The 17,615-nt window shown below is 55.0% G+C and carries 13 protein-coding genes and 2 tRNA genes; 5 read left to right on the forward strand and 10 right to left on the reverse strand.

The genetic code is table 11. The annotated features are described in order from the left end of the window. Positions 1-40: 40 nt before the first annotated feature. The 7 genes from dnaB to rnr all read right to left on the reverse strand — a co-directional run bounded on the left by dnaB (position 41) and on the right by rnr (position 7,117). Positions 41-1,453 (reverse strand): replicative DNA helicase, encoded by a 1,413-nt coding sequence (gene dnaB, locus DFK18_RS06505; protein WP_114417422.1) that lies wholly within the window; start codon positions 1,451-1,453, stop codon positions 41-43. A gap of 133 nt (positions 1,454-1,586) precedes the next feature. Beyond that, positions 1,587-2,036: a 50S ribosomal protein L9 gene (rplI, locus tag DFK18_RS06510; protein ID WP_114417423.1), complete on the reverse strand. Its 450-nt coding sequence runs from the start codon at positions 2,034-2,036 to the stop codon at positions 1,587-1,589. Positions 2,037-2,054: 18 nt separating this feature from the next. After that, positions 2,055-2,942 (reverse strand): hypothetical protein, encoded by an 888-nt coding sequence (locus DFK18_RS06515; protein WP_114417424.1) that lies wholly within the window; start codon positions 2,940-2,942, stop codon positions 2,055-2,057. Between the two features lie 40 nt (positions 2,943-2,982). After that, positions 2,983-3,210 (reverse strand): 30S ribosomal protein S18, encoded by a 228-nt coding sequence (rpsR, locus tag DFK18_RS06520; protein WP_114417425.1) that lies wholly within the window; start codon positions 3,208-3,210, stop codon positions 2,983-2,985. Between the two features lie 23 nt (positions 3,211-3,233). Further along, complete coding sequence (gene rpsF, locus DFK18_RS06525) at positions 3,234-3,641, reverse strand: 30S ribosomal protein S6 (RefSeq protein ID WP_114417426.1); 408 nt, start codon at positions 3,639-3,641, stop codon at positions 3,234-3,236. 150 nt (positions 3,642-3,791) lie between these two features. Next, positions 3,792-4,601 (reverse strand): 23S rRNA (guanosine(2251)-2'-O)-methyltransferase RlmB, encoded by an 810-nt coding sequence (gene rlmB, locus DFK18_RS06530; RefSeq protein ID WP_114417427.1) that lies wholly within the window; start codon positions 4,599-4,601, stop codon positions 3,792-3,794. A gap of 2 nt (positions 4,602-4,603) precedes the next feature. Then, complete coding sequence (rnr, locus tag DFK18_RS06535; RefSeq protein WP_114417428.1) at positions 4,604-7,117, reverse strand: ribonuclease R; 2,514 nt, start codon at positions 7,115-7,117, stop codon at positions 4,604-4,606. A 133-nt stretch (positions 7,118-7,250) separates the two neighbouring features. Between rnr and DFK18_RS06540 the strand changes: the two genes are divergently transcribed. Continuing rightward, positions 7,251-7,337 (forward strand) — tRNA-Leu (locus tag DFK18_RS06540). 31 nt (positions 7,338-7,368) lie between these two features. Then, positions 7,369-7,455: transfer RNA gene (locus tag DFK18_RS06545), tRNA-Leu, on the forward strand. A 253-nt stretch (positions 7,456-7,708) separates the two neighbouring features. Here DFK18_RS06545 and DFK18_RS06550 read toward each other — a convergent pair. Then, positions 7,709-9,136 (reverse strand): MBL fold metallo-hydrolase RNA specificity domain-containing protein, encoded by a 1,428-nt coding sequence (locus tag DFK18_RS06550; RefSeq protein ID WP_114417429.1) that lies wholly within the window; start codon positions 9,134-9,136, stop codon positions 7,709-7,711. Between the two features lie 214 nt (positions 9,137-9,350). On the opposite strand from DFK18_RS06550, the gene DFK18_RS06555 reads away from it, so the two are divergent. The 3 genes from DFK18_RS06555 to DFK18_RS06565 all read left to right on the forward strand — a co-directional run bounded on the left by DFK18_RS06555 (position 9,351) and on the right by DFK18_RS06565 (position 14,873). Beyond that, on the forward strand, positions 9,351-10,508 hold the full coding sequence (locus tag DFK18_RS06555; protein WP_114417430.1) for an exonuclease SbcCD subunit D: 1,158 nt from the start codon (positions 9,351-9,353) through the stop codon (positions 10,506-10,508). Then, positions 10,505-13,561 carry an SbcC/MukB-like Walker B domain-containing protein gene (locus tag DFK18_RS06560; RefSeq protein ID WP_114417431.1) on the forward strand — a complete coding sequence of 1,019 codons (3,057 nt, stop codon included), beginning with the start codon at positions 10,505-10,507 and terminating at the stop codon, positions 13,559-13,561. Before DFK18_RS06555 ends, DFK18_RS06560 begins: the two co-directional genes overlap by 4 nt. A 79-nt stretch (positions 13,562-13,640) precedes the next feature. Then, the gene (locus DFK18_RS06565; RefSeq protein ID WP_114417432.1) at positions 13,641-14,873 is read left to right on the forward strand and encodes an EAL and HDOD domain-containing protein; all 1,233 of its coding nucleotides are present in this window, start codon (positions 13,641-13,643) and stop codon (positions 14,871-14,873) included. 96 nt (positions 14,874-14,969) lie between these two features. Here DFK18_RS06565 and DFK18_RS06570 read toward each other — a convergent pair whose 3' ends face one another. Then, positions 14,970-15,740: a 3'-5' exonuclease gene (locus tag DFK18_RS06570; protein ID WP_114417433.1), complete on the reverse strand. Its 771-nt coding sequence runs from the start codon at positions 15,738-15,740 to the stop codon at positions 14,970-14,972. A 16-nt stretch (positions 15,741-15,756) separates the two neighbouring features. After that, positions 15,757-17,607 carry a putative nucleotidyltransferase substrate binding domain-containing protein gene (locus DFK18_RS06575; protein WP_114417434.1) on the reverse strand — a complete coding sequence of 617 codons (1,851 nt, stop codon included), beginning with the start codon at positions 17,605-17,607 and terminating at the stop codon, positions 15,757-15,759. Between the last annotated feature and the right edge of the window lie 8 nt (positions 17,608-17,615).

Here is a 17,615-nt window from a genome sequence, read left to right on the forward strand (position 1 = left end):
ACAGAATAAAAAAGGGCGGTTTTCAGACCGCCCTTTTTTATTAATCGCTGTAAATCATACCTGCTTCTCGGTACTGGGCCAGGCTTTCCGGCGCCAGGTTATCAAAGCGGGTGAATTTGCCGGTAAAGAGCAGATGCACGCTACCGACAGGGCCATTACGCTGCTTGCCGATAATGACTTCTGCCAGCCCCTTGTTGTCCGGGTTTTCGGGATTGTAAACCTCATCCCGGTAAACAAAGGCAATGACATCGGCGTCCTGCTCGATGGCCCCGGATTCACGCAAGTCCGACATGATGGGGCGCTTGTTGGTACGCTGCTCCAGCCCCCGGTTGAGCTGCGACAGGGCGACCACGGGGCAGTTGAATTCCTTGGCCAGCGCTTTGAGCGACCGGGAGATTTCCGAAATTTCGTTGGTCCGGTTTTCAGTATTGCCGGGAACCCGCATCAGCTGTAGATAGTCGACCATGATCAGGGCGGGGTTGCAGCCCTGTTCCTTGGTCAGGCGGCGGGTACGGGTACGCATGTCATTGGGGGACAGGCCGGGGGTGTCATCAATAAATAGCTTGGTGTCCTTGATCAGGCGGATGGTGCCGGTGATTCTGTCCCAATCAGCATCTTCCAGGTTGCCGGTTCTCAGGCGGTTTTGCTCGACTCGACCCAGCGAGGAAACGATCCTCATCATCAGCTGGGAGGAGGGCATCTCCATGGAGAAAACCAGAACTGGCTTGCCGGTGTGGACGGCGGCATTTTCCACCAGGTTCATGGCAAAGGTGGTTTTACCCATGGAAGGACGACCGGCGACGATGACCAGATCCGAAGGCTGCAGGCCCGAGGTCATTTCGTCCAGATCCGAGAAGCCGGTTGGCAGGCCGGTAATACCGGACGCATTAACATCCAGCGTTTCCAGCATGGTGACCACTTCCCCGGCAATGTCGGTAATATGCTGGGGGCCACCGAATTTGGGTCTTTCCTCGGCAATGGCAAAAACCTGTTGCTCGGCTTCATTCAGCAGTTCATCGGTGTTGCGACCGGCTGGGTTGAAGGCGGCATCGGCAATGCGGTTGGCGGCCTCAATCAGGTGGCGGCGCACCGAGCGGTCACGCACGATTTCGGCGTAGGCACGAATGTTACTGGCGCTGGGAGTGTTACGCCCCAGTTCATACAAGTAGGGAGAACCGCCGACTGCCTCCAGCAACTCCAGCTCGCGCAGGTGATTGCTGAGGATCAGGGGATCAAAAGGCGAGAGCTTGTCATTCAGTTCGCGCATGGCGCGAAAAATCAGCTGATGTGCCTTGATATAAAAATCGGTTTCCACCAGGAGTTCAGCCACTGCGTCCATGGAGGCGTTATCCAGCAGCAACCCCCCGAGCACGGATTGTTCGGCTTCCTTGGCGTGGGGTGGCAGTTTTACCTGAGCGGTTTCTTGATCATCGGCTGACTGGAAACTGGACATGGCCTGACCTCAATCGAATCCTGGGGAAACAACAAGTCCCTGCTGATAAACGAATGTCGTTGTTTTCAGCAAAGACAGGCTAAAAAAAAGGCACAGGAAAACCTGTGCCTTTTTGTTGACTGCCGAGTAAAGCTTATTCAGCAACAACAGCAACGCGCAGCAGGCTTTCCACTTCTGGGTGGAGCTGAACCAGCAGTTCGTATTCGCCAGTCAGGCGCAGAGGGCCTTCAGGCAGACGAATTTCGCTTTTGTTCAGTTCGATGCCAGCAGCAACAGCGGCTTCAGCCAGATCGCGTGGGCCGATGGAACCGAACAGCTTGCCTTCTTCACCGGCTTTGGAAGCGATGGTGACTCTTTCCAGGCCTTCCAGCTGAGCCTTGCGAGCTTCGGCAGCAGCCAGGCGGTCGGCAGAAGCTTTTTCCAGTTCAGCGCGGCGCTGTTCGAACATTTCCCGGTTTTCTTTGGTAGCAGGAACGGCTTTACCCTGAGGGATCAGGTAGTTACGACCATAGCCATTTTTTACACTGACTTCATCACCCAGTGCACCCAGTTTACCAATTTTTTCCAACAGAATTACTTGCATGTTTATATCCTCAAGACGTTAGGCCTCTCCGTCCCCATCGGATGGCGGGGATGGAGGCGCCAGTCGGTGACGAAAGTTCATCAGACTGTCCGCCATGGCGATCAGCACCAGCAGAACACCTAAATAAGGCAGGGCAAAAAGCAATAACACATACAACATGCCCAGCCAGAAACTGTTGTAGCGTTTGATGGCAACCACTGCATGAGCCAGCGACAAGCCGGTCAGAACCAGAGGCACCATCACTACCGGTACCACCGGAAGCAGAAAGTTCATGTTCAGGCTGGCCAGAATCAGAATCACCAGAGTCAGACCGACATACCACAAGGGCAGGCGTAACTCGTGAAATTCCTTCTGGAAACCACCCGGATTATAAAGAACGGCCTGCCACCAGCGGCCCAGAAACAGACTGATAAAGATCAGTAGTAGCTGCACGGCGGTAATCATGCCATTGAGCAGCTGCGCAAAGATCCTTTCGAACTCCTGCTGCTGATCAGCAGTGAGTTCTGCTGTTTCTATCACGCCCCCTTCTTGAACCAGCATGCGAATAAATTCGGTGCGGATTTCTTCAGGGAGCCACTGAAAACCCAGGGCGACCAGACAGGCGGCAATAACACCGGCCATCAGGACATAAAACCATTGCTGGGTGGAACGCAGAATTTCCGCGAACAACCCGGCAGCCAGAAGACTAAAGAGAACATCAGGATTATTCTGGGTCACCAGGAAATAAACACCCGGCAGACAGGCCCAGAAAAGTACCAACAGCCCTTCCCTGCGTCCCATGCGCAACCACACCAGTGCCAGGATGGCACCACTGAAGATGGAGAGGACAGGAAGAAAAGCCGCAGCCGTAGCAGAGCCGATGGCCCTGCTACGGCTTTTTATGACGAACTCTGCTAGCAAGCGCATTGCTTAAGCCCTGGCTTGGGTTTCCAGAGATGCGGCATGCTTACTCGTGGCTGTCAGAGAAAGGCAGCAGAGCCAGGTAGCGAGCACGCTTGATAGCAGTAGACAGCTGACGCTGATACTTGGCTTTGGTACCGGTGATGCGGCTGGGAACAATCTTGCCGGTTTCGGTAACGTAGCCTTTCAGCAGGTCGATGTCTTTATAGTCGATCTGCTTGATGCCTTCAGCAGTGAAACGACAGAACTTGCGACGACGGAAAAAACGAGCCATTTTGCTTCTCCTGATATTCGGGTTTATTCAGCAGCTTCTTGAGTTTCAGCTTCAGACTGCTCTTGACGCTTGTTTTGATCTTCGCGGTCATCACGGCGACGATCTTCGCGGGATTCGCTGGCTTTCATGGGAGAAGGCTCAGTGACCGCTTCGTTCATGCGAACAATCAGGTTGCGAATAACAGCATCGTTGTAGCGGAAGATTTCTTCCAGCTCGGTAATGACGGACTCTGGGCATTCCAGGTTCATCAGTACGTAGTGAGCCTTGTTGATCTTGTCGATGGAGTAGGCCAGGTGACGACGTCCCCAGTCTTCCAGACGATGAACAGTACCGCCGTTTTCAGTGGCCAGGGTGGTGTAACGCTCGATCATTGCAGGCACTTGCTCGCTCTGATCGGGGTGAACCATGAAAATGATTTCATAATGACGCATTGAATGCTCCTTACGGGTTAGTAGCCTTTTACAGCGGCTGCTTGCAGCCTGCAGCAAAAAGCAAGGAGGAAACTTCTTTAATTGTTCACAGGCCACTCGGCCTGTCCTGACTGGGTCAATTTCCAGGATACCCCAGACAAGCGCGGCATTTTACTCTGCCGCCCCGCCTTCTGGCAAGCGCTGACGTACGGCTTCGTAAAGAACGATGCCGGTGGCGACCGAGACATTGAGGCTGGATACTTCCCCGGCCATGGGCAGGGCAACCAGTTGATCACAGTGTTCACGCGTCAAACGCCGCATGCCCTTGCCTTCCGCACCCATAACCAGGGCCAGGGGGCGGGCCAGATCCGCCTGGTAAACCTGGGTCGGGGTTTCGCCCGCGGTGCCCAGAATCCAGATGCCATAGTCGGCCAGGCTGCGCAGGGTGCGGGCCAGGTTGGTAACCTGGATCAGCGGCAGGGTTTCAGCCGCGCCACAGGCAACCTTGCGTACGGTGGGGTTGAGCCCTGCCGATTTGTCCTTGGTGGTAATGACTGCATGGGCTCCGGCGGCCTCGGCCGAGCGCAGACAGGCCCCCAGATTATGAGGGTCGGTGACGCCATCCAATACCAGCAAGAGGGGCGTGGCTTCCAGGTTTTCCAGCAGGTCTTCCAGGTCTTTTTCACTCCCGGCCTGACGCGGTTGGGCCCAGGCCAGTACACCCTGGTGGACGCCAGCCGTTTGCTGATCCAGTTGTTCACGTTCCTTGGTGACCACCGGAATTTGCAGTTGTCCGGCTTCTTCAACCAGTGCCTGAAGACGAGCATCCTCGCGGCCCTGTTGGACCCAGAGTTCACTGACCTGACCGGCGCGATGCTTGAGCAGGCTGGTTACGGCGTGGATGCCAAAGACTGCAGCCAGACTGGCTGGCGCAGCAGTTTTTTTGGAGAAGTTTTTGCGACCTTTAGCGGGTTTTGCCATGATCAGTCTTTCTTAGCCTTCTTTTTCTTAGCGCGTTCTTTTTTACCCGGACGCTTCTTGCGTTTCTTTCCGGATTTCTTGGACTTGTCCTCGTCGCCAGCTTTGTCCTTTTTCTTTTTGGCTTTTTTCTTTTTCTTCTTGCCGTCTTCTTCGAGTTCGGGTGATGCCACCCGGGGTTCGAAGGTTTTTTCTTCTTCTGCCGGACTGGTTGCTGCCGGTTTGCTCTTGGCTGCAGGGCGGCGGCGTTTGTGAGGCTGGCGGGCGGGTACGGCCAGGGTTTCAGTCAGATCAAAATCAATCTTGCGATCATCCAGATCCACGCGCGAAACAATGACTTCCACCTCGTCGCCCAAACGCCAGGAGCGCCCGCTGCGCTCTCCACGCAGGCGCTGTTTCTCCGGCTCGAAGCGATAATAGTCGCCCGGCAGGGAGCTGATGTGTACCAGCCCTTCAACAAAGAAGTCGTGTAGTTCCACAAAGAGACCAAAGCCCACCACGGAGGCGACCCGGCCGGTGAAAACTTCGCCGACATGATCGGACAGGAATTCACATTTGAGCCAGTCGGTCACATCCCGTACAGCTTCATCGGCGCGTCTTTCGGCCATGGAGCAGTGCTCACCCAGTTCCACCATCTGTTGGGTGGTGTAGGGCAGCCATTTTTCCAGTTTTTCCTGGGGGGTGGTTTCAAGGCGCTCGACATTGCTGCTTTTCTGACCGCTACGAATGAGCCCGCGAATGGCTCGGTGAACGAGCAGGTCAGGATAGCGCCGGATGGGCGAAGTGAAGTGGGCGTAGGCATTGTAAGCCAGGCCGAAGTGACCTTCGTTTTCCGGGGTGTAGACGGCCTGGCGCATGGAGCGCAGCATCATGGTCTGGATAATTTCGGCATCCGGTCTTTCGCGAATGCTGTTGAAGACCTCCTGGTAATCCTGGGGCGTGGGGTCTTCGCCGCCTTCCAGATGGATACCCAGTTCGCCCAGGAAGGCTCGCAGGGTTTCCAGGCGTTCTGCCTTGGGGCCTTCGTGAACCCGGTAGAGGGCAGGCAGGCGGTGTTTTTCCAGAAAGCGTGCGGTGGCCACGTTGGCGGCCAGCATGCATTCTTCAATGATCTTGTGGGCATCATTGCGCTCGACCGGCACGATTTTTTCGATCTTGCGGTCAGCCCCGAAAATAATCCGGGTTTCGCGGGTTTCAAAATCGATGGCACCGCGTTCTTCACGAGCGTGACGCAGAGCCTTGTAGAGGTTGTGGAGTTCGTAAAGACCGGGCAGCAGCTGGGCGTGCTGGTCATAGAGGTATTGGGCCGCTTCGGATTCGGGGGCATCCAGCAGAGCGCCGACCTGGGTGTAGGTCAGGCGAGCCTGGGAGCGCATCACCCCTTCATAGAATTTGTAGCGGGTCAGCTTGCCCTGTTTGCTGATGTTCATCTCGCAGACCATGCAGAGACGGTCCACTTGAGGGTTGAGCGAGCAGAGACCATTGGAAAGGGCCTCGGGCAGCATAGGGATTACGCGGCCGGGAAAGTAAACCGAGGTGGCGCGCTTGTGTGCTTCCTGGTCCAGGGGTGATCCGGCCCGGACATAATGAGAGACATCGGCAATGGCAACCCAGAGTTTCCAGCCACCGGTTGTGCTCTTCTGGCAGTAGACAGCATCGTCAAAATCCTTGGCGTCTTCACCGTCGATAGTGACCAGCGGTAGATTGCGTAAATCCACGCGGTTTTTCTTGTCGTCTTCTTCAACCTGGGCGCTGAGCTGGTTAGCCTGGCGGGTGACTTCGTCCGGCCATTCAAAGGGTAGGTCATAGCTGCGCAGGGCGACTTCGATTTCCATGCCCGGCGACATGAAATCACCCAGGACTTCGGTAATGCGACCGACCACCTTTTTACGCGGGGCTGGATGCTCCAGGATTTCCACCTGAACCATCTCTCCTTCTTTGGCTCCCATCAATTGATCGGGTGGCACCAGGACTTCGTGGTGCAGGGAAGGGTTTTCCGGGATGACCAGGGCAAAGCCGCTGGACTGGAATTTGAGGCGGCCAACCAGTTGCTTGACGCCTCTTTCCAGTACCTCGACGACTACACCCTCGCGGCGACCACGTCCATCCTTGCCGACTTCGCGAACCAGAACCAGATCGCCATCCCAGACTTTGCGCAACTGCTTGTTATGCAGGAAGAGGTCACTGCCACCGGCTTCAGGCACAAGGAAACCGAAGCCGTCACGGTGGGCCTGTACTCGTCCCTTGATCAGATCCAGTTTGTTGATCAGGGCGTAGGCACCACGGCGGTTGGAAAAGAGTTGGTTGTCCCTGGCCATGGCAATCAAGCGGCGGCGCAGGGCTTCAATGGAATCCTCGTGGGTCATGCCGTAGGCCCGGCAAAGCTGTTCGTGGGTCATGGGACGACCGGCTTCCTCCAGGCACTGGAGAATGTACTCGCGGCTGGGAACCGGATGGTCGTAGCGGTCAGCTTCACTCAAGGCCTGGGGGTCTTGATCCAAGGGCCAGCTAGTTGTCATGGGGCGCTATCCTTTCGTCGGTCAGCAAAAAATTTGCATCTGCTTCAAGTCTAACATGTCACTGAAGATAAAAAGTTTTTAAAAAAGGCTTGCACATTAAAATTTAACTTGTAGAATACGCAGCCGTTGAGTTGCCCAGGTGGCGGAATTGGTAGACGCGCTGGTTTCAGGTATCAGTGACCGAAAGGTCGTGGAAGTTCGAGTCTTCTCCTGGGCACCACGCTCAACATCTTCAAACTGTAGCACTTCTTGCCCAGGTGGCGGAATTGGTAGACGCGCTGGTTTCAGGTATCAGTGACCGAAAGGTCGTGGAAGTTCGAGTCTTCTCCTGGGCACCATCGAAGTGGCAGTTATTCTGAATTTCCTTCCTCTTTGTTTTTAGTCATCCTGCCCATTCATTTTTGGTTTTTTTGCGTTTTCCCGCTTTTATTATTCAGCAACCTCTGACTCACGTAACGAGCGCAGGTTAGGGCTGAATTCATTCCTGATAAATTCCAGCACTTCTACGTCCATGTGGGTCGTAGCTTAATAGTTAATCAGAGGTTTCTTAGGCTTAGTCTGAGCCTACTTCCCTGTAAGCTCTTGCCGTCTTTACTCGCCTGCCTTTTGCAGCGGTGAAAAGGGATCGATTAAATCCAGACGATCGCCGGCTTCCGGTGCCCTTGCCTGAGTCCAGGGGGCCAGGGCTTCGATCAAGGCATCCTGGGCTTCTTCCTCGCCGTGAACCAGCAGTAGTGGCGGCGCATCGTTCAGTTGACGGTACCAGTCAATCAGCCCTTTTTGATCGGCATGAGCGGAGAAGCCGTTGATGGTATGTACCTGGGCGGCCACTTCGATTTCCTCACCCCAGAGTTTGATGGTTTTGGCCCCTTCCACCAGGCGACGGCCCAGGGTGTTGCGAGCCTGAAAACCGACAAACACCAGGTGATTGCCCTCGCGCCAGATGTGATTCTTGAGGTGATGGCGGATGCGACCGCCTTCGCACATGCCACTACCGGCAATAATGATGGCACCCGACTTATGCTGGTTAATCTCCATGGATTCATCCGGTGTGCGGGTAATGGTCAGATTGGGCAGGAGGTTCTTGTACTGGTGCTTCTGCCAGAGTTTACGGGTCTCGGCATCGTAGAGATCACTATGGTGGGAATAGACCTCGGTCGCCTCGATGGCCATGGGGCTGTCCATGAAAATCTTCCAGTAGCCCATGTTCCAGTCTTTATAGTGCTTGGCAAAGAGGTAAAGCAGCTCCTGAGTACGGCCTACGGCAAAGGAAGGAATGATGACATTGCCGCCGCCTTCGCGGGCTTCCTCGAGCACCTGGGCCATTTCTTCAAAGCTTTCATCCCAGCTACGGTGACAGCGCCCGCCGTAGGTACTTTCCATCAACACTAGGTCGGCCTGATGCAGATAGGTGGGATTGCGCAGGATGGGGGCTCCGGCATGGCCCAGATCACCGGTGAAAAGAATCCGGCGTTGGTGACCTTGGTCGTCCTCGATATCCAGTTGAACGATGGAGGAGCCGAGAATATGGCCAGCATCAAAGAGGGTGGCCTGAACGCCATCAGCTACCTGAAGACTGCTTTCATAATCCATGCCGCGAAAATGTTTGAGGGCTTTTTCGGCATCCTGGGTATCAAACAGGGGTTCGATGGGGGGCAGGTGTTTGCGTGCCCGCTTGCGATTCTGGGTAAAAGCATCCCTTTCCTGAATATGGGCAGCATCCATATACATGACGCGGCACATTTCCTGGCAGGCTCTTTGGGTGTAGATTTTGCCCTTGAAACCCTGTTTGACCAACAAGGGGATGCGGCCACTGTGATCCAGATGGGAGTGGCTTAAAACCACGGCATCGATACTGGCGGGGTCAAAGGGAAAGTCAGCCCCGTTTTCTTCACCGTCCTTGGCTTTGCCATTGCCCTGAACCAGCCCGCAGTCCAGAAGAACCCGGCTACGGCCAACTTCAATCAGATGACAGGAGCCTGTGACTTCCCGGGCGGCACCAATAAATTCTATATGCATTCCAACTCCTTAGCCTGGATGGCAGTGTCTATCTGCATAGCATGTACCAGTCTGCACAGCGCAGCAAGCAGGAAAATGTCGGAGATCAGGCGTTTACAAGCTATCCGGCTTTGGCTAGGCTCTGCTCGCGGCCTCTGGGTCGGGAAACCTCACGACTTCTGCGGCACCTGTTGCCTGCAAAGCTTTCAGTCATTACTAGGAGACCGGTTCTGTCATGCGCTTGATCCACACCTCGGACTGGCACCTGGGACGTCTGTTTCACAATCTTTCCCTGCTGGAAGAACAGCAGGATTTGCTGGAGCAGCTTTTTACCCTCCTCCAAGAGCAGCAGGCTGATGTCCTGCTGATTGTCGGGGATATCTATGACCGCTCGGTTCCTCCGGCCAAGGCGGTGGAGGTGCTGGATGCTTTCCTGCATCGGGTGATCGAAGACCTGCAGGTGGCCGTTATTATTATTCCCGGCAATCATGATTCCAGCGAGCGTCTGGGGTTTGGTTCGCGTCAGTTGCGGGCAGCAGGTCTGCATATTCTGGCAGACCTGAAACAGGTGGATGAGCCCGTAACCCTGGAGGTGGGCGGTGTCCAGGTCGATTTTTACGGTCTGCCCTATGCGGATCCGGCTACAGTCAAAAGTCTTCTGGCGGATGAATTGGAAGAGGACCAGATTACCGATTTTAACTCGGCTCACACCTATCTGGTCGAACGGATTAAACAGCAGTTCACTCCGGGTCGTCCGCGCGTTTTACTCAGTCACTGTTTTCTTGATGGCGCAGCAGAAACTGACTCCGAGCGTCCCCTGGCCCTGGGTGGGGCTGATCGGGTTGACTGGCAGCCGCTGGCCGATTTTGATTATGTGGCCCTGGGTCATCTGCATTCCCCGCAATACAAGGGCCAAGAATTTATCCGCTATAGCGGCTCGCTGATGAAATACAGTTTTTCCGAAGCGCGCCAGAACAAATCCGTCACCCTGGTGGAGTTGAATGCCGAGGGGTTAGTGGATTATCAACTCCTGCCTTTGCAGCCCCGGCGGGATTTACGAATCCTGGAGGGAGACCTGGAGACCCTGCTTGCCCAGGGCGAGACAGACCCGCACCGGGATGATTTTTTACTGGTCCGCCTGACCGACACGGAAGCTCTGCTGGACCCCATGAACAAACTGCGCCAGGTCTACCCCAATCTTCTGCACCTGGAAAAAACCGGCCTTGCGGCGGGCAGTGACTTGCAACTGGCCAGGGAAAAACTCAAGCGCGGGGAGATGGATATGTTCGCCGATTTTTACCAACAGGTGCAAGGCGAGTCCTTGTCGGCAGAGCAGCTGGAAGTGGTAAAAAAAGCCCTGGCTGACATCCATCGGGAGGACAGTGGCCGATGAAACCGCGTCAGTTGACTCTTCAAGCTTTCGGGCCTTTTGCAGGAAAAGAAGAGCTGGATTTTACCCGCCTGGGCGAAAGCCCGCTCTTCTTGATCAATGGCCCCACCGGTGCCGGAAAAAGTGCCCTTCTGGATGCCATCTGTTTTGCTCTTTACGGCCAGACCACGGGAAATGAGCGCAGTGGGCGGCAAATGCGCTGTGATCGTGCCGATGCCGGGGATTTAACCTGGGTCGACCTGACCTTTAGCCTGGGCTCACGCTGGTATCGGATTTACCGGGCACCGGAACAGGAACGTCCCAAACAAAAGGGAGAAGGCTGGACGACTCAAGCGGCACGTGTGGAATTCTACCGCCTGAGCTCTGAAGGCGGGGAAGAACTGCTGGCGACCAAAAATGGTGAAGTGGCTGCTCAGGTACAAGAGCTGTTGGGGCTGAGCGCCAGTCAGTTTCGTCAGGTCATGGTCTTGCCCCAGGGACAATTCCGCGAGCTGCTGGTGGCCAGTTCCAGTGAAAGAGAGACTATTTTCAGTCAGCTGTTCCAGACACAGATTTACAGGCAACTGGAAGACAAGCTCAAAGCCGGTGCCAGCAGTATCCAGCGGGAAATGCAGGATCACCAACAGCGGATTCGCGGGCTGTTGGATAGCTGTCAGTTGCAAACAGAAAAAGCGGTGGCCGAGGAACTCAAGGATCTTAAAGAGCGCCATCAGGAAGCCTGGGCTCAGCAGGACAAAGCAGCAAAAGCTCACCTGCAAGCCTACCGGGAACTGGAACTGGCTCAGCAGCTGCAACAAGAGTTCGAACGCTTGCAAAAGTTGCAGTCGGATTATCTGCAGCATGAGCAGGGACAGGCGGAGCACCAGGCCCGTGAAAAAAGTCTGGCAAGACATACCCAGGCACTGAAAATCCAACCCCTGCAGTTGGAGGTTGCAAAGCTAAGTCAACAGCAGATTCAACAGCAGCAGGCGTTACAAGACTGTCACACCCAATTGCAGGAAGCCGAGAAGAAAAAACAACAGAGCCAGATCGCAAGAGAAAAAGCGGATGCGCGCCTGCAGCAGGAAATGCCCCAATTACAGCAGCAGCAACACGACCTGCAAGGCTATCGGGAAAGAGTGGAGAAGCTGGCGGCACAACGGACTGAGGCTGAAGCAGCGGTAAAAGCCGATGAGGCCGCTGCCGAGAAACTTGAGCAACTGGAGAAGCAGCGAGCCACCGCCGAGCAAAGGCTGGATCAACTGGAGCAAAAGTTGGCCGAAGGGGCACAGCAAGAGGGCTACTGGGCTGAATTGCCCCTGCGACTGGAACGCCTGGAAAGCCGTTTGGAAAAACGTCGACAACTGGAAACACTGCGCTTAGGCGGCCAACAGTTGGAGGCGCAACTGCAACCGGCCAGAGAACAACAGCAGGTGGCTGACAACTACTACCAGCAGCAAAAACACCAAGCCGAAATCAGTGAATACCACTGGCATCAAAGTCAGGCTGCCGAGCTCGCCCGTCGGCTCTTTCCGGGCGAGCCCTGTCCGGTATGCGGTAGTCCGGAGCATCCGGCACCGGCTCGAGGCGAAGATAACCCGGCACAAATTACCCGCGAACAGCTAAAAGCTGCACGTCAGTCAGCGGAAGAAGCCCGGGAGATGCTCTCCGGCTGGCAAAACGAAGTCCAGCGGCTGGAGCTGTTAAGCAAAGAAAACCAGGGGCAGCAGCAGGATCTGCAAGCCGTCTTGCAGGAAGTAGCAGAACAGCCACTGACCGCTGTTCAGGCAGAAGTGAAGCAGTTGCAACATGAAGTGAACCTGGCCCGAAAAGCTCAGCAGGCCCAGCAGCAGATCAGTCAGGAAATGCAGCAATACCAGCTGCAACTGCGTGATCTCAGGCTGCAACTGCAGGAGGCCCAGCAACAACACCAACAAACGCATGCGGAGCGGATACGTCAGCTCAGCTATCAGGAGCAGCTGGAATCCGGTGTTCCCGAGCAGTGGCGGAGTCTGGAGGCCTTGAACCAGGCCGAGAAAAACTGCCAGCAACAGCAGCAAGAACTGAGGCAACAGCAGGAGGCGGCCCTAGGTGAAGATCAGCGTCAGGGGGAGGGCTTGGCCTCTCTCCGGGAGCAGCTGAAAAATTGGCAGCAACAGCTGGATACGACTAACCGGGAGCACAAAAGCGCAGAAAAAGCCTGGCAGGAAGGCCTGCAACAGGCCGGTTTTGCCAGCGAAGCAACCTGGCAGGAGGCGCTACTCAGTGAACAGGAAGCCGCAGCGCTGGATCACCAGGTTAAAGCCTGGACAGAGCAGCAGCTGTTGCTGAAAGATCGTATCGCCTCCCTTCAGCAAAGTCTGGCAGAACGTCAGCACCCGGACTTGGCCGCTTTACAGCAAGCCGAGCAGACCAGCAAAGAAGCCCTGGAGGCGATCCAGGCTTCTTTCCGCGAGCTGGATCAGCGGCGTCAGCTCTTGCAGTCGACCCTGGAACGCTTGGATCAGGCGCATGAGGATAATCGCCAGCTGGAAGAACGCTATCGCATTCATGGCACCCTGGCCGAGGTGGCTACAGGAGCCAGAGGCAGCAAAATCAGTCTACAGCGTTTTGTGCTGGGGGTGCTGCTCGATGATGTACTCATCCTGGCATCCCGGCGTCTGGATTTGATGAGCCGCGGCCGCTACAGCCTGGTCCGCTCTCTGGAAACCGGTGGTCGGGGAGCATCCGGCTTGGATCTGGAAGTTCATGACAGCTATTCTGGTAAACGCCGGGATGTTGCTACTCTTTCCGGTGGCGAATCCTTTATGGCTGCTTTGGCGCTGGCTTTGGGCTTGTCCGAGGTGGTGCAGGCTTATGCCGGCGGCATCCGCCTGGAAGCCTTGTTCATCGATGAAGGTTTTGGCAGCCTCGACAGTGAAACCCTGGATTTGGCTGTAGCCACCCTTATGGATCTACAAACCGGAGGCAGGATGCTGGGCATTATCTCCCATGTGAGTGAGCTGAAAGAGCAATTAAAGCAGCGAGTTGAGGTGATTCCGGGGATTCGTGGCAGTCATCTGGCGCTACAGGAGTAACTTTATGTTAATTGCTGTTCCTGCCCGACTTAGCTAGTATTGAAGCGTTAACATTGACGTTGAGTTCACGGGTGATTACATGAAAGAAAGCAATGCAACGGAAGTAGGCTCCATGTCTTCGGATTATTGCATTGCCTTGCAACCCATCTGCAACGCCAAGATGCAGCATGTGGCCGATGAACTCCTCTACCGCTCCAATCATCTGGCACGCAGTTCCCATTTTGTTGATCCCATGCAGGCCACAGCCCGGGCATTGAATGCTGCGGTCTATGAAATCGGTCTGGATAAATTGATTGGCCAGCGCAGTCTTTTCTTTAATGCCCCACGAGAATGGCTTTCCCAGAAAGAATTGCTACCCGAACACCAGGATCGCCTGATTATTGAAGTGCAGAACAGCATGCGCGTGGACAGTGGCCTGGTGCAGGAGCTCAAAGCGCTCAAAGAGCAGGGTTATGCTGTAGCCCTGGATTATTTTGAACTCAATGATGCCACGCGACCTCTATTGGAGGTGGTGGATATCGTCAAGATAGATCTACTGACTCTGCCACCGGAAAAACTCCAGTTGGATGCGTTTCATGACAGCAAGGTAAAGTTGCTGGCCGAAAGAGTCGAGGATCTGGCCACTTTCAATAAATGCCGGGAGCTGGGGTTTCACTTCTTTCAGGGTTTTTTCTTTGCCAAGCCCCAGGCCATTCGCGAAACCAGCAAAAACCGGGGCAGCAACCGGACGGCCCAGGTGCGCATTCTGGCGGAATTGCAAAAGGAAGAGCCGGATTACGAACACCTGGAAGAATTGCTGGCCCAGGATCCTCAGCTCTGTGTTCTCCTGCTGAAATATACCAATTCGGCCATGAATCGGGGCCGGGAAGAGATTACCTCGATTTCCCAGGCTCTGAAACGCCTGGGGATGGAGCGGATGCGCAGTATCGTCACCACTCTGATGCTGGCAAGTAATAGTCCCTGTAGCCGTTTGATGATGCTGCTGACTCTGACCAAGGCAGCCATGTGCCAGCAATTGGCCAAGGGCATGAAACTGGATGAACGTAGCGCCTTTATGGTGGGACTCCTGTCCAAGGTGGATGTGCTCATGGGGGAAAAGCTCGCGGTTCTTTTACAGCAACTGCCTCTGGAAAAACACCTGGTTGCTGCCCTGCTGCGTCGCGAAGGCCCCTACGGCAAGATGCTGCGTCTGGTCGAGGCTTTTGAGCGGGGCTCTCTGGCCAGTAAATCGCCCAAATTGACCCAGCGGCTGAATGCCATCTACATGGAGTGCCGGGGTTGGTCGACTGAAATTCTTGATCAGGCCAGCTAGAAAAGCCTTCTGGCTATCTTCTCGATTGTCCTTCTCTTCACCTGAAAGGATTCGGCATGGATCTGCACCACTGAGTTAAGGCCAAGCTCGGTTTTTTCAAACCCAGAGTTCACTGATCGGGGTGTCGGGACTAAAACGATAGGCGATCTGGGCCTGGAGTAATTCGGCCGTGGCCAGAGCATCATTAAGTGCATGGTGAGGTCTGTACCAGGGCAGGCCATAGCGGGCTCGACTATCGGCTAGACGGATGGAGGCCGGTTTTTGGCCCAGTAGACGTTTCCACCAGCTTAGTGCTTTCTGACGGTGCAGCCGGGCTTCCAATTCCATGGTATCGATGACCGGAAACTGCAAACCTTCGCCCAGGCGTGTCTTGATCGCCACATCCAGAAAGGGCCTTTCTATTCCTCGATGATGCACGACCAGAACGTGGCCACGAAAGGTTTCCAGCAGATCATCCAGTACGACTTCCAGGTCAGGCGCCTTCTTGATGGCTGAATGGGTAATGCCGTGGATGGCGACGGATTCGTTATTCAGTCCACTGAGTGGATTGACGATCCAGTGCTTGGCTTCACTGCAGCGGATGCGATTCAGGGTCATGGGCAGCATTCCCAGGCTGACAATGCTGTTCTTGCGCGGGTTCAAGCCGGTGGTTTCCACATCCAGGGCCAGCAAGGGGACGTCTTTCAGGGGCGTTTGGGCATCCACCACGCCTGCACGATAGAAGGCTTGCAGACGTTTTTCCCGGGTTTGCTTGGCCAGTTGGGCAAAATGGGCTTGCCAGTCCGTAATGGTGACTTCCTGCTGGCGCGTCCGGTCTTCATCCTGCTGTTGCGGGTCTCGCAGTTTTTGGGAACCCAGATAGAACATTCTGATGGCTCCTTGTTTACAGGGGATAGCGGAATTTGAGGAATTTCTGCGCATTGCTCAGAATCTGGAAGGCATCTTTCAGATTCTTGCGTTCAAAATCCGACAGGTTTTCAGGAGCAACATTGTTGTCCGGTTCCTGGCCTTCTTCCAGTGCCAGAGCCTGATGGCGAATACGGACCATGGCAATCAGCTCCAGGGCATCACGTAAATCCTGGCCGCGGCCTTTAGGCAGTATCTGGGCGGCAATAATATCCTGCAGGCGATCAAAGGAATTGTGGGAGCGGGAACCCACCGCCAAAGCATGTACCCGGATCAAATCAGCCACCGGAGCTGTTCCCCGGCGCTTCATGTTGATGGAGTTGTTGTGCTTGCCATCCTTTTCCATCACAAAGTCTTTGAAAAAGCCCAGCGGCGGTGTGCGGTTGAGCGCATTGCGGGCCATACAGGCCAGAAAGCGGGGGTTGCGTTTGGTTTTTCTGAGGATCAGGTCATTTAGCTTGTCGGCCCACTCTTCCTTGCCCCAGACGCCATCCAGATCAAAGAAGATGGAGCTGTTCAACAGAGCTTCGGGTGCAGGTGTCTCTATCCAGTCGGTAAAATACTTTTCCCACACCGACAAAGGCTGGCGCCATTTGCGATTGGTGGCCATGATGCCGCCGGTGCAATAACTGTAGCCACAGGCTGCCAAACCATCGCTGACAAACTGGGCCAACTGCAGGAAGTAGTCGTCATGCTGTTTGGGATCAAAACGGTTATCCAGGATCATGGCATTGTCCTGGTCGGTAACGATGGACTGTTCATCCCTGGCCATGGATCCCAGTGCCAGAAAACAATAGGGGACCGGTGGCGGGCCGAGTTTTTCCTCTCCCAATTCCAGCAGCCGCTGTTTGAAACTGCGGCCTATTACAGCCATGGCACTGCCGATCATGTGTGAGTTGGCATCCTCATTGACCATGCGCACAAAACTGGATTTGACTTCCTTGGCCAGATTACTGAGTTCCTCGACCGTCTGCTGGCGGAAAATGCTGCTGACAACAAAGAGACTGTTCTGGGATTCGTAGCGAATGATATCGGCCAGGGCAATGACACCCAGGGTTTTCTGGTAGCGAACCACGGGAAGATGATGACGATTGTGGCGCAGCATCTCCAGCATGGCTTCAAAAACAAATTGCTTGGCATCGATGGTAATGGGGTCAGGGGTCATGATGGAGCCGACCGGCGTATCATAGCCCAGGCCTTCAGCGACCACCCGGTTGCGCAAATCCTTGTCGGTAATTATGCCGACGATGTCGTGTTTTTCCGGTTCGGTGATCAGCAGTGAGGAGACCTTTTCTTCACTCATCTTGATGGCGGCATCGCGAACACTGGCGGTCTGCTCCAGAGTAACGGGATCACGGCCGATCAGGCGAATGACACGAGAAGTCATCAACTGGTTGGCATCTTCACGGCGGGACACCGCCTGGCGCAGGCGAGTGCGGTCCTCCACCTCTACGGCATCGGCGAACAGCTCATTGTTTTCAAACAGCTGAATAAAGACTTCAGCGGGAATAAAGTAAACCAGGGTATCTTCCAGAGCCGTGACCGGAAAGCGCACCCGGCGATTACGCAAAAGTGCAAACTCGCCGAAAAAGCCGCCTTCACTCAAGCGGTTGTAAAGATCGCCATTGCGGCGAAAGACTTCCACTGCACCGCTGCGAATCACGTGCAGGGCATCGATTTCCTGATTCAGTTCCAGTATCTGGGTACCCGCCTTGAAATAGCCGACTTCCACCTGGCTGGCCAGATGGGATAAATCTTCCTCGGGCAGATCACCAAAGGGCGGGAAGCGGCGTAAAAAATCCAGAACTTCAAGCTGCTCAACTTCCATAGTTTCAC

Origin of the sequence: Marinospirillum perlucidum (genome assembly GCF_003336805.1) — a bacterium.
In the GTDB taxonomy this organism is placed as follows: domain Bacteria; phylum Pseudomonadota; class Gammaproteobacteria; order Pseudomonadales; family Halomonadaceae; genus Marinospirillum; species Marinospirillum perlucidum.

Coding starts and splice junctions, on each gene's coding strand:
- DFK18_RS06550 (WP_114417429.1), bottom strand. CDS start 9,136: ATGCATATAGAATTTATTGGTGCCGCCCGGGAAGTCACAGGCTCCTGT.
- rlmB (WP_114417427.1), bottom strand. CDS start 4,601: ATGGCAAAACCCGCTAAAGGTCGCAAAAACTTCTCCAAAAAAACTGCT.
- DFK18_RS06515 (WP_114417424.1), bottom strand. CDS start 2,942: ATGCGCTTGCTAGCAGAGTTCGTCATAAAAAGCCGTAGCAGGGCCATC.
- DFK18_RS06560 (WP_114417431.1), top strand. CDS start 10,505: ATGAAACCGCGTCAGTTGACTCTTCAAGCTTTCGGGCCTTTTGCAGGA.
- rnr (WP_114417428.1), bottom strand. CDS start 7,117: ATGACAACTAGCTGGCCCTTGGATCAAGACCCCCAGGCCTTGAGTGAA.
- DFK18_RS06570 (WP_114417433.1), bottom strand. CDS start 15,740: ATGTTCTATCTGGGTTCCCAAAAACTGCGAGACCCGCAACAGCAGGAT.
- DFK18_RS06555 (WP_114417430.1), top strand. CDS start 9,351: ATGCGCTTGATCCACACCTCGGACTGGCACCTGGGACGTCTGTTTCAC.
- rplI (WP_114417423.1), bottom strand. CDS start 2,036: ATGCAAGTAATTCTGTTGGAAAAAATTGGTAAACTGGGTGCACTGGGT.
- DFK18_RS06575 (WP_114417434.1), bottom strand. CDS start 17,607: ATGGAAGTTGAGCAGCTTGAAGTTCTGGATTTTTTACGCCGCTTCCCG.
- rpsR (WP_114417425.1), bottom strand. CDS start 3,210: ATGGCTCGTTTTTTCCGTCGTCGCAAGTTCTGTCGTTTCACTGCTGAA.
- rpsF (WP_114417426.1), bottom strand. CDS start 3,641: ATGCGTCATTATGAAATCATTTTCATGGTTCACCCCGATCAGAGCGAG.
- dnaB (WP_114417422.1), bottom strand. CDS start 1,453: ATGTCCAGTTTCCAGTCAGCCGATGATCAAGAAACCGCTCAGGTAAAA.
- DFK18_RS06565 (WP_114417432.1), top strand. CDS start 13,641: ATGAAAGAAAGCAATGCAACGGAAGTAGGCTCCATGTCTTCGGATTAT.